Origin of the sequence: Pusillimonas minor (assembly GCF_014237865.1) — a bacterium.
Taxonomy (GTDB): Bacteria; Pseudomonadota; Gammaproteobacteria; order Burkholderiales; family Burkholderiaceae_B; genus Neopusillimonas; species Neopusillimonas minor.
Map to the genome: position 1 here is coordinate 1 of NZ_JACJUU010000017.1, position 11,957 is coordinate 11,957.

Annotated in this window: 7 protein-coding genes; all 7 read left to right on the top strand. The window is 52.2% G+C overall.

Annotation, left to right across the window (positions count from 1 at the left end; genetic code table 11):
* On the top strand, positions 1–2,327 hold a 2,327-nt coding region (locus tag GTU67_RS13915), incomplete at its 5' end, for an FtsK/SpoIIIE domain-containing protein (protein WP_185780644.1).
* On the top strand, positions 2,324–4,087 hold the full coding sequence (locus tag GTU67_RS13920; protein WP_185780645.1) for a Card1-like endonuclease domain-containing protein: 1,764 nt from the start codon (positions 2,324–2,326) through the stop codon (positions 4,085–4,087). The genes GTU67_RS13915 and GTU67_RS13920, both read left to right, overlap by 4 nt.
* Positions 4,084–4,578 carry a VWA domain-containing protein gene (locus GTU67_RS13925; RefSeq protein WP_185780646.1) on the top strand — a complete coding sequence of 165 codons (495 nt, stop codon included), beginning with the start codon at positions 4,084–4,086 and terminating at the stop codon, positions 4,576–4,578. Before GTU67_RS13920 ends, GTU67_RS13925 begins: the two co-directional genes overlap by 4 nt.
* Positions 4,575–5,309: a PP2C family serine/threonine-protein phosphatase gene (locus GTU67_RS13930; RefSeq protein ID WP_185780647.1), complete on the top strand. Its 735-nt coding sequence runs from the start codon at positions 4,575–4,577 to the stop codon at positions 5,307–5,309. The genes GTU67_RS13925 and GTU67_RS13930 overlap by 4 nt, the downstream gene beginning before the upstream one ends.
* Positions 5,302–6,654 (top strand): protein kinase domain-containing protein, encoded by a 1,353-nt coding sequence (locus tag GTU67_RS13935; protein WP_185780648.1) that lies wholly within the window; start codon positions 5,302–5,304, stop codon positions 6,652–6,654. Before GTU67_RS13930 ends, GTU67_RS13935 begins: the two co-directional genes overlap by 8 nt.
* Positions 6,651–10,007 (top strand): DEAD/DEAH box helicase, encoded by a 3,357-nt coding sequence (locus GTU67_RS13940; RefSeq protein ID WP_185780649.1) that lies wholly within the window; start codon positions 6,651–6,653, stop codon positions 10,005–10,007. The genes GTU67_RS13935 and GTU67_RS13940 overlap by 4 nt, the downstream gene beginning before the upstream one ends.
* Positions 10,001–11,956: a hypothetical protein gene (locus GTU67_RS13945; RefSeq protein WP_185780650.1), complete on the top strand. Its 1,956-nt coding sequence runs from the start codon at positions 10,001–10,003 to the stop codon at positions 11,954–11,956. The genes GTU67_RS13940 and GTU67_RS13945 overlap by 7 nt, the downstream gene beginning before the upstream one ends.
* Position 11,957: the final 1 nt, after the last annotated feature.

Below are 11,957 nucleotides of genomic sequence, written 5' to 3' on the forward strand. Positions count from 1 at the left end.
CCACCAGGCCTGACCCGGCCCTCTGGTTGTTGACATCGGTGACTCCACGAAAAACAAGCGAAGCCGATACGATGCCCCAGGCCAGCAATGTCAACAAGGATGGGGGAAATGGAGCGCGTACACAAATAGAACTGACACTTATTGATCCACTGCAGCAGGGGCAGTCGGTCGAGCCGTTCCTGCCACTACTGAAGGTAGAGCAATTGGTGCCGCAAGGCCATGTTCTCACTCGGTCGGACGAAATCGAGGCCGCACTCGGCATACTGACGGACGAGATTGAGGAGATGATCCAGCAGCGATTCAATGACAAGGCATTCAACTGGTCGGAATACAACGCGATCAACCCCGACGCCCCGTTACCTTGCAAGGTTGTGGTGCTTTTTGATGTGCCGGAGCAAATATCGGACAAATCTCTCTGGTTCCTTGGCCGCATTTGTGAGAACGGTCCACGCTGTGGTGTACTGCCCATCATTGCAATTGATAGCAAGCGCATGGAAGACAGACGATATGAAAAGTTCATGGCCACGCTGGAAGCCTCCTCCACGCAGCTTGATCATCTATTGCAGTGCGCCGGGGTTGCGGAACTGTCATTCACATACATGCCTGAGCAATGGCCACGTCGGGACGTGCTTGATGGCTTCATGGCAAAGCTCGCTGAAAATTGCGCAGCAAAGACGCGCTTCAGGAAAACGATGCCCGATCTCTGGACGAACCTCATCAACGATGAGACGACCATTGGCGGCTTTGATATTCCCATTGGATGGACGCCCGCTGGCGACTTTGCAACGCTAAGAGTGGGCGCGACGGACTCCGAGCATCATGCATTGCTTGCAGGGAAGACGGGCTCTGGTAAATCTAATCTGCTCCATGTCCTGATTCACACGCTATGCGAGAAATACTCACCCGAAGAGATTGATCTTTATCTACTGGATTACAAGGAGTCGACGGAGTTCAATGTCTATGCAGCCCCCCCACTTCCACATGCCCGCCTTGTTGCCACGGAAAGCGATCCTGAATATGGCGTCACCGTTCTACGGCATCTCGTGGGTGAACTGGAAACTCGCGCACGGATATTCAAGTCTGCAAACGCCCGAGATTTTGCCGAATATCGCAAGTTAAGCAGGGTGCGGTTGCCCCGCGTTCTGTTGATCATCGATGAGTTCCAGGTTCTGTTTTCAGAAGGCCGCCAGGTGGCAGAAGCGGCTGAGCAACTGCTCTCGCAACTCTTGAAGCAGGGGCGCTCGTTCGGCATTCACATCCTTCTGGCTACTCAGACTCTGAAAGGCATCAACGCCCAGTCAATCGGAAGCATCATCACCCAGTTGGGATGTCGTATTGCACTGGCTTGTGGGCAGGAGGATTCCGCAATGATCCTCGGGGGCGGGAACTGGGCAGCAGCAGAGTTGCGTAGCCCACCTGAAGGGATTATCAACAATGCTAACGGGGCCAAGTCCGGCAATGTGAGGTTCATGATCCCATTCGCCGGAGAAAGTGAACATCGGCGTGCGTTGCTCACGAAACTGATAGAGCGCACGTCTCTTTCCGGAGCTGCCACCAAAACGAAAATTTTTAGCGGAGCATCTCTTCCAGAGATTCCGTCACTTTCTGAATACCAGACAGTCTGTGAACAAGAAGAAACGCTTGTTTTGGGTGAACGGCTCACATTCGAAGCCGCCCCTTTGACTTTGCCGCTTACTCGTCGATCTGCGTTTAATGTTCTATTCAGCGGCTACAACGATCAGATTCACGACGGACTGCTGTCCGCTATGCTTTACAGCCTGTCTTTCGCCGACGGCTTTGATGAAGTCATTTACTTCAACGCTCGAGGGGTCGCTCCCGGAGGAGCATTCTCAGCCGCCGCGCAAGTTCTCGGTGCGCGCTTCAAAATGTTCGACGATATTTCTGCGCTACCGTTACAAGCGATATCAGACAATCTTGGGGTTCGCCGCATCGCGCTAATCGTCGACGGTCTCGATTCCGAGAAAATACTACATCCAGCGCCTGCGTTTAAATCTCCCAAGCCCGGCGACCCGCCAAGCCCGGCTGACCTCTTAAAACATCTCGCAGAAGACGGCCCAAGGAAAGGTACATTTGTATTTGCTTTTGTCGACCGTTGGCAGCGCTGTGCCACCGCATGCAAAGACCTTTTCTCCTTTTTCGAATTACGCGTGGCGTATTGCATGAATGAGGACGATGCCGGATCACTTGTGAGTGGAGGAATTGGCAAATTTAAAGGCATCGAAAAACCTAACCGCGCTGTATTCGTAAACAAAATGACGAATGACATCGCATGGTTCCGCCCATATGTTCAGGAAAGGTCTCGATGAAAAAGTTTCTGCTCACATGGTACGGAATCACAGATTTTCGTGCCTCTCTGGGATTCGAAAATACCGATGGCCCTATTGCAGGCGCCCTCACAAGTGAGTCCTATTCTGATGTGATTATCCTAGGCTATACCCGGGTAGACAATGAATCCAACCAATTAATCGAAGCGCAGAGGACATTCGCACATGAACTGTCGTCAATACGAAACGCGGGGCTTGAGAAGGATTGGAAGTCCACCAGTCAGTTTGTTTCTAGGTTCGCCAATACAGCTGCTGCCCATGAGCATTTTGAGAGTTGGTTGAAAACAAAAGCTGCCAATGTGGGATGCAACGCAAGAATCCGATTAATAAGCGAGAAACTTCGTCAACTCAACGACACCGAAGGTATTTATGCTGGCGCGATGCGAGCGCTGGATAGGGTGGAGCGTGAATCAGGTGAGAAATTCGTCACGCTCTACCTTAGTCCTGGAACTCCGGTAATGGCCTTTGTATGGGCGCTCGCAGCACTGAGCTACCCTGAACTCAAAAAACGGCTTATAGCATCGTCCGTCGTTGGCATGGCGCCCGAGGTTGTATCGCTGCCTGCCGAGTGGCTCAAGCAGCACGGAGCGAAACAGGACGCGATCCGAGACATCTCTAACGGATTTGATGTCACCTTCCATCTTTTTGGTGAGCAACGGATGCCTGCCTTGCTCAGCATTCGGCAATTTGAGTCGGCGCATCACGTTTTCGTTAACTCAAAAGACTATCCCGCTACAGGTATGCGAGCTTTTATAGGTTCCCGAGATCTACACGAACTTTCTGTTGACCCTTGGGATGATCGAGCCGTTCATGAGCGAATTACTGAACTTGCGAAACAATTTCCAGAAAATACGCGAATCGGAATCAATCTGACCGGCGGAACGAAATTAATGTTTGCAGGCGCACTATCTGCTGCTCGCGAGCTTGGCGCTGTTCCCTTTTATTTTGATAGTAGGAATCGTCAAATAACTTTTGTTGACAGTCTTCGTCGCGAAAAAATCCGGCGGATTGATTCTATCGAAACCTTTTTACGTCTCAATAGCGACGGACTGGATATCTCCAACGATTCCGTGATGAATGAGATGTCGCAGGATCGTCAACTCTTGACCAAGACTCTCTGGATTCATCGTGAAAAGTTGCGTAGGTTTTATAAAGAACTGACCGACTATAACAATGCGTTCAAACCATTCGAAATTTGTCGCGACGGCATCAATTTCAAGCTGGACAATTCGGAGAGAGCAACATTCCAAGGCTACGGATTGGATCTGGAATTCGAAAGATGGCCTGATTTCGCCAAATATCTGTCAGGCGGCTGGTTCGAGGAGTTTGTCTATTTGCAATGCAAGCCCTACGAAGATACTGGCGTCATCCAAGACTTGCGCATAAATGTAAAGCTGAACCTGAAGCAAGAAAACGCCTGGAATCATTCGAATTTCGGTGCGGAATATAACGAGCTGGATGTCACATTTACCGACGGTTACTCGCTTTACATCGTGGAATGCAAGGCAGGCAATGTAACGCAGGAGCAGGTTATGAAGCTGCAAAACCTTGTGCGCTTCTACGGAGGAACTGAAGGTCGTGGCATCGTTGCATGTTGTGTTCCACCAAATAATGAATCGGCTAAGAAAAAGATCAAGGATGCGAGGCTGACGCTTTGGAGCGGAGCATCACTTGCTGAACAGATCAAGACGATGATGAACAACATCGCCGCGCGAGCCGAAGCGATAGAGGGAACGACGTGACACTCCATCTGGTTTGCGACATTTCCGGCAGCATGAGCGACGGTGGAAAACCATTCATTATGAGAACACTGGTTACAACCATTGCTCAATGGGTTTTGTATGGCTACGGGCGTACTGAGATCACTTTGTGGGCCTGGGGCTCTGAGGCGCTTCGTATACCTGACTGGGGCACAAGAAGCAGATTTCCTGAGGAGCTACTTTCATGCTCAGGAACTGCAAATAGTTCATCACTGATTCAATCGCTTGGTGACAAGCCTGACGGCAAAGTTCTACTTTTCACTGACGGGTTCTGGTCTCGGGATGATGCGAGGGCTCTGAAGCGATGGAAAGTCAATTTGCCCTCAAACATGCTGCGAATCATAGAGATTGGTGCAGATGCGAATCCCAAACTCCAAGAGTCTGAGCTGTTCTCATCAGATGAGCTGTTCTCATCAGATGAGTTGTTTTCTGCGCTTGATGGTTGGTTTGAAGAGGATGAGGAGTGGGCATGACGCTGTGGAAAAGTTTTGGCGCAAGCGTTCGCGGCCCAAGTCACATTACTGAAGGTTTGCCAAACCAAGATGCGTGGATGTCGTTTCACCATACCTGGGGGGATGGCATTGTGGTATCCGATGGAGTTGGCTCAAAGCCATTTTCCAATTTTGGAAGTGATGCCGCGTGCTTGGCAGTCGGTTGTGCAGCTCTAGCATGTCGCATCAAGGCTGAGATATCTCAGGTCGAGATAAACCGCGATTACCTATTCGAACGGATACAACATTATTGGCTCTCCAATACTAGCCCACTTGAGCCTCGAGATTGTTCTGCGACCTGTCTGTTCGCGTTCCGTTTCGGAGATGGCTTAATTCACTTGGGGATGCTTGGCGATGGTCTTGTCGCAGCTCTCAAACCTGATGGCTCTGTCGTATCGCTCACTGAAGACAGGGGCTACGGTTTTTCCAACATCACCACTGCGCTATCCCAGAATGTTTCGCTGAATGAATGGCGGCATATTTCGCTTCCGGAGGAAGAGTGTATTGCTGTCTTCCTGTGTACCGATGGCGTAGCTGATGACTTGGATAATGTCGATGGTTTTGTATCGGGCTTTATCGAGGCACATTGCTCCATCGCCGAAATAAGTGCCAATCGCCGCACCAGAGAAATGCTCGAAAAATGGCCTACTCCCAAGCACAGCGACGACAAGACCATCGCTTGCCTTTTTCGTGAGGACGCCCCGGATGCATGAATCCATAGAACACAAAGCTCCGAAAGTTCTTGTGGATGAGTATGGCAATTTTCATCAGATTACCGATGAACTTGCTCGCGGTGGACAAGGCGTAGTCTACCGCACCAAGGATGCGGATTTGGCTGTCAAGCAACCGCTGGATGCCTCCGGCCAGCCAGACAAAAACGCCAATCTGCGCGAGCGTTTTCAGCGCATCCGCTTGCTGCCCATGCCACGGCGCATCCCCATTTCCCTACCGCTTGCCATCTTGCGAGACGAACCGGGCTATGTGATGCGTCTATTGAACGATATGAAGCCATTCGCCGTTTTCGATTTGGATGGCAGAAGCAAGAAGAAGCTTGAAGATGAAAGACAAGTCTTGCCACAATGGCTGGCGAAGATTTCTGACAAAGACCAGGCGCTTCGGCTGCTGCATTACGCCAGCACAGGCTCTACGCGTCGCCGTCTGCGCGTGCTGGCGAAGTGCGCCGCCATCCTCGCCCGCCTTCACAACGCGGGGATGGTCTATGGTGACATTTCTCCCAACAATGCCTTTATGGGCGAAGGTGACACCCCCGATGTCTGGCTGATAGATGCTGACAACATGCGCCCTGAGTTTCTCAGCGGCGGCGTGTCGGTCTATACGCCGGGTTACGGCGCGCCGGAAGTGGTGCAAGGTCGCGATCAGTCCCGCCCACAAACCGATTGCTGGGCTTTCGCTGTCATGGCCTTCAAGCTGTTAGCGCTGTGCCACCCATTCATCGGCAACAAAGTACTGCAAACTGAGGACGACGATGGCGGCTGGGACGCTGAGCCGCAGGCGAGAGGCGACAGTGTGCCCGCCAGCATGGAAGATCAGGCATACGCCGGGTACCTGCCTTTCGTGGATGACGAAGATGACGATTCCAACAAGGGCACTGGTGGTTTGCCACGTGTTCTGGTTACAACATCGGAATTGCGTCGCCTTTTTCAAGCAACTTTCGGAGCTGGCCGAGAACACCCGCCTAGCCGCCCAGCGATGGCGTTTTGGGCGCTGGAGCTTACCAAAGCAGCCGACCACGCGCTGGATTGCCCCGAATGTGCCATGAGCTATTTCCCTGATGATTATAGAAACTGCCCTTATTGCGGCGGCGAGCCCCCCGCTTCCATTCGGGTTCAAACACCACGCTGGGAAATTGTCACTCCAGCCAGCACAAGAGAGCTTGCCCTGCCGCACCGTCTGTTCTATCCATTTTCATTCGAGAATCACAACGACATGGAATACGAGTCCGTGCTGAACTTCGCGGCCAAAACGGCAGTTCCCGCCCGGGGCGCAAAGGCTTTTCCTGAAAGTCTGACTTTCAAGTTCGTCGAGGGGGGTAAATGAATTTTCAGGACATTCCCGCCTGCATCCTGAGCATCCGAGTCAAGCCGACCACCAAGACCCCGGCCCTTCAAGAGCAGCCCGTATTCGCGGTGGAAGCCAGGTTAAGCCGTACGGATGAATTTGAAATTCGTTTAAAAGATTCCGTTGTCTTCGTCCGACCCGTCGTGACAGCAGACATCCGCCTCCTCAATGCCGAACTCGCCAGCGGGCGTTCCCTGCTGGCGCAACTAGCCAGCCCCGCTGCAGATGGCAGTATCGAATTACAAGTCGCATTTTTCACAGGCGATAGTTTGGAAATGGGCGATGTCGAAATCGGCGTGGATGAATACGTGGAAAATGGACTGGCAAAGATGCGTCTTGGCGAAAAGGGGAAGCGCCCCTACGAGGTTCTCGGCCAAATCTGCTGCTTCCAGCAAGGTGAAAACGCTTACTTCTTTCTGACCGCCGGCCCAGCCATTGATAAAGAACTGAAACTGGACGCAGATGAAGCGCCACGCGAAGTAAGGGCAGAGCCAACTTCAAAAAACTCTTTCGGCATTACCGGCAATGGTATCCGTTTCGTTGTTACGGAAAAAGCAATGCCGGGCGGTAATTCCATCTTCATCGCATCCCGTCTGAAGGCGCAAAGGAATGATCCGGACCGCGCCCTGCGCTTGGCGAAAGGTCGGCTGCGTTTCGTGGATTGGACGCAGGCAGGACAAGTGCAAATTCTTGCCAAAGCGCAAATGACTGCACTCACGCAGGACGACGGCAGCTATCTGAAAAAATGGGACGAGTTCGGCGACATGGAAGGCGAACTGCTGCTTAAACAAGCGCGCGAAGTTGGCTCTTTGCAGTTCGAGGGGATGAGTCAGAGACGAGACGGAACTGTCACGGTTCTCATTTCTCAGGCATCTGATTCGTCATGGATTGCGTTGGAAAAAGGCGCAGTGCCTGAAGTCGAGTTGGTGGATGAACTGCCGGACTATTTGAAGACTGAAAACTTTAGCTTTAAGGATTTTGCAGGCGGAATTGAGCAATCGGATGAACTAAAACGTCGTGAGGAAAGGAACTATTTCAATGTCGTCGGATTTGACAAAGAAACCCGAGTGCTCACGCTTAAAACGGAGACTCTGCCCAGAGATTCTGGCACGCTCATCCTGTCGCTGGCGGGCGAAACTGCCCAAATCAAGCGCCGTATGGCGGCTCGTCAGGCCATTCTGGAAGGCCGTGCAGCCAACCCCCAGTTGGGGCTGTTAATTGAGGAGCAGGGACAAATCGCCCGAACCCGCGAACCGCAAAAAACCCCACCGCTTACGGCATTCGTCCGCAAAAAAGTCTTTCGCAATGACCCAACGGTAATGCAGGAAAAAGCTATTGAGGTGGCCTTAAACACACCAGACATAGCGCTCATCCAAGGCCCACCCGGCACCGGCAAGACCACCGTCATCGCTGCGATTCTAGAGCGCTTAAACGAGATTGCCGACAAACGAGGGACGCGTATCAAGGGTCAGATCCTGTTGACAGGGTTTCAGCACGATGCCGTGGAGAACATGATAGAGCGGCTCTCACTCAACGGTATCCCCGTGCCAAAATTTGGCAAGCGGTCTGGTGCGGCTGATGATGATTACAGCGCCTTCGAGCGCAATCTTGAGGACTGGTGCTCAAAATTGGCCACCGAGCTACGTGAGCGAAACCCGCGGATTGCAGAAGTGGAGCAGGAAAGGGAAATCAAAAACCTGTTCCTCCAATATGTTCAAGCACCAAGTCGCCCATTGGCGGGGAGCCTTGCTAGGAAAATCGCTTCACTTGGCGTTGCGGTGCTAGGTGAAGGCGGCATGCGTCGGGCGGAGAATCTGGCAAAGAACCTCACGCGTGACGAGAAGCTCAACGAAGATTCAAGTCAATGGCTAAATGCCGCACGTCGTCTGCGTGTTCAGTCTGAAAGCTTCAGCGACGACGGGCCGGAACGGTCGGTAGACGCGCTGGAAGATCTGCGCGATGTTCTTGAAGAAAACGAGCGCGAATTGCTAGACGCAGCTAGTCTTTGGCGCAGCGAGGATGGCCCGCCCTCGTTCCTAGCGGATTTGGCGGCGCTGAAAATGAAGCTCCTTTTCCGGTTTAGCAGTCCGCCGGTTTTTCGCGTGGAGAAGCAAAACGACGAGGTGATTGCCCTGGCGGAATTTGCCATCCTGCGCATCATGACCGCAGGGCATTCAGCTAAGAATAAAAAATCGGCTGCGTTGGCTGAGTTTTTGGCTGAATTGGAAGGCAACCCTTATGGAATGATGGACGCACTTTCTGATTACAGCTTTGCCTTTGCTGCCACTTGCCAGCAAAGCGTGAATCGAAGGATGCAAGCTCAGAAGGGGATGACAGGGAGTGATGTCAATAAGAGCATGGAGTACGAATATGTGATCGTGGACGAAGCCGCACGCGTATCGCCCCGTGACTTGATGGTGGCTATGGCGCAAGGCAAGCGCATCATTTTGGTAGGCGACCATCGGCAGTTGCCGCACATCATTGACGAAGAGGTGGCCCGCCAGATGGAGGAAGGCGAAGGTGGACAGGACGAAAATGACTGGCTAAAAAAATCCATTTTCCAGTATTTGTTCAGCACTCGTCTGAAAACGTTGGAGGAATACGACGGCATCACCCGCCGCGTAACACTCGACAAGCAATACCGCATGCACCCGCTGCTGGGTAGCTTCATCAGCCGTAACTTCTACGAACGCTTTGATCCGACGGAGCATTTCGGCTCAGGGCGGCCTGTAAGCGATTTCGCCCATGCGCTCTCCAGCACGAACGGCAAGCCTGCAGTTTGGCTGGATGTACCAGCACAGATAGGAAGACATCAAAAGGACGGAACCAGTTGGACACGTCCTGCAGAGGCCACTGTCATCGTCCGCAAGTTGAATGAGTGGATGAGTTCGGATGCGGGGAAAGGCCTCTCCTTTGGTGTGATTTCTTTCTACAAAGCTCAGGCCGACCTCATCAGGAAACAATTAGGCAACATCGCGGACGACGACAAGAAATTGCGCGTCGGCACGGTGGACTCCTTCCAAGGTATGGAATTCGATGTTGTATTCCTATCCATGGTGAGAACCATGCCAAGTAGGGAGAGTATTGAAGCCTGTAAGAGGAGAGTGATTAGCAAAGGCGAGAGTTGGACAGATACAAAAGAAGCTCAGTTTTGTTTCGGCCATCTCTGCCTCTACAACCGCCTGAACGTTTCCATGAGCCGCCAAAAGAAATTGCTGGTAGTCGTCGGCGATGCGGGCGCGTTACAAAACCAACTCGCGGAAGACTTTGTCCCTGGATTAGTGGATTTTCTTCAACTCTGTCGGCGTAAGGGAGTGGTGCTGCCATGCTGAAGCTTCTGGACTACGGCAAGCCCAATCCCTTCAGCGGCATCATCGGCAGGCCGCGCAGTCTCGCCTGGCCAGTGCATGCGTATCGCGTGACCTTGCCCAAGGTCTCCAACGATGGCGATGGCTTGAATGCATTTGAGCGAGTCATCCTTAAATTGCTTGATGTTTTCGGGATACTGCATGCCGATGAGCTGGCGGATGAAACCCGCATTCCGCTGGATTTGGTCAAGGGCGTTCTTTTGCGCTTGCAGGACAAAGGGTTTATTGACGAATACAACGCCATCATCAGACAAGAGCGAAATGAGGGCTTAAACGAGGAAGGCAATCCCCCGGTGTTCGTGACCGCACTTTTGTTCCGTGAACTTGTTAGCGGGAAAATTTTGCCATTTCTGCATCAACTGGACGATGCGAATCCCTTGCAGAAAAAGGAAGGCGAGGAGAAAGATTTTCGGACGATCCGTTGGGATTCTTCTCACAAAAGAAATGCCCCAACACAACGTGATGTCATCAACACATTGCGGGCCATGAAGAAACGCGCGGCAGTATTGGGCATGGAATACAAAATGCCCCCTGTCCAGCAGATCACGATAATCGCCGAACCCGAGTTTTATCACCTCGATTGTCCCATTGCCATTCAGAAAAGCGACAGCGAGTTCCGCATCGCCGATCCGTTTGGAAACGGATTTTCTCTGATCCTTGAAAAATCCTTTGAGCAGATGCTGGAGCTAGAGGATAACCTGGCTGGCTGGCTGCTCACTTGGAAGCAACAGCTGAGTACTTCCGGCCCCGGAAAACAGGACACAAGACAAAAAGAACCATTCGAGACGGAGGCCAACTGGCAACGTTACCCGAAACTTATTGCCAGTTTAAAACCTGCTAGTAACGCACAATTTCGAACACTTGCCAAAATTTATGCGTCCATAGAATGGGCGCTGTTTTACGCCTGTTGCGTTCGCCCATTCAAGGACGTTATCGCAACACTAAAATACACCGAACAGAGCCAACACGCCGCATTGCTGGAGCAATCGGCGCAGGCTATCGGGCTTGAGCAGCCATCGCAAGGTTTTAGGCCGATTCGTGAAGGCAAACTGCGGGAATTTGAAAATGGTGGCGCTTATCAAGAAACGGTTCTCGCCATTGCCATCCTTCAAGCGCGCAATGACGAAGGGCACCCTTTACGGCGTCTTGCTGCCACGCAACCAGATCTCATTAACCGTCTTATTGCCATCAGCGCCAAGCGCAATGAAAAAGCGCATGGCAAGGGAGGTGCGGATGCACCTCAGCACGAACTGACTGATGAGCCATTCCTTCGCGAAGTCGTTCACACTCTTGTCCGGGACATCGTGTTCGTCGACACGCCAACTTTCATTTCGGATAAGGATGCGCAAGTTGATGAACTGCTGGATGCTCGCGCCAGTATCCAGGCCGAGTTCGGCTTCAAGCTGTTCAATCGCCTTAGCATGCACCTGCAAGATCGTTTGATTCATGCAGAGCGTTTCTTCCTATCGTGCCATGACGGTGATGATGCTGCGACCTATGTCGGCGACCTTTATGCCGCAGCCCAAGCGTCATTTGAGAAACTATTGGCAGACAGGCTACCGCCCGATGTCAGCGACCCCCAGCTTATCTGCATGGCTGAAAGCAAGGCTGTTTCGGCCAACCTCTGTGAGGTTTTGCCCGAAAGTTTGCAAACCGTCAAAACACTGACAGTACGTCAAACGCTGCAGGGCGGCAGTCAATCCTTGGGCGCTTGCGTCATTGCACTGCTGTTAGTTTCTGACGAGGATGCCCTTGCCACAATTTATGACATGCAGCCGACATTCGTAGACGATTTGGCAAACCTCATTATTCAGCGCGGCCATGGGAACGAGCCGCAGCCTTTGCCCAAGGCTGAGATTGCGAAACTCCGTAAAGCTGCCCTATCAACTATCAAAACTCTTTTAGAGCAATGAC